At 59.0% G+C, this 354-nt stretch carries 1 protein-coding gene; it reads left to right on the top strand.

The window, feature by feature from the left end; all coding sequences use genetic code 11:
- Positions 1-354 (top strand): cytochrome c biogenesis protein CcdA (locus KK062_RS30115; RefSeq protein ID WP_438836545.1); only part of this gene is annotated, 354 nt, incomplete at both ends.

Genomic DNA, 354 nt, shown 5'->3' with positions numbered 1-354 from the left:
ACCAAGCGCAGCGCCGGCCGGAAGGGCGCTGTGCGCACCGCGATCCTCTATGGTATTTCCATCATTGTTATATACGTCGCGGCGGGCCTGGGCATTACGCTGGCCTTTGGCAGCGACGCCTTAAACAACCTGTCGACGAACGGCGTCTTTAACTTTGTCTTCTTTGTGCTGCTGGCAGTCTTTGGCGCTTCTTTCCTCGGCGCCTTCGAGATACGGTTGCCACACGCCTGGATAGACCGGGCCGACGCGCAAGCCGATCGCGGCGGCCTGACGGGTATATTCTTTATGGCGGCTACGCTGGCATTGGTATCCTTCTCGTGCACAGGGCCGATCATTGGTACACTGCTGGTGGAG

The organism is Dawidia cretensis (assembly GCF_018598175.1).
In the GTDB taxonomy this organism is placed as follows: Bacteria; Bacteroidota; Bacteroidia; order Cytophagales; family Cyclobacteriaceae; genus Ohtaekwangia; species Ohtaekwangia cretensis.
This window is presented reverse-complemented; position numbering and strand designations above follow the sequence as displayed.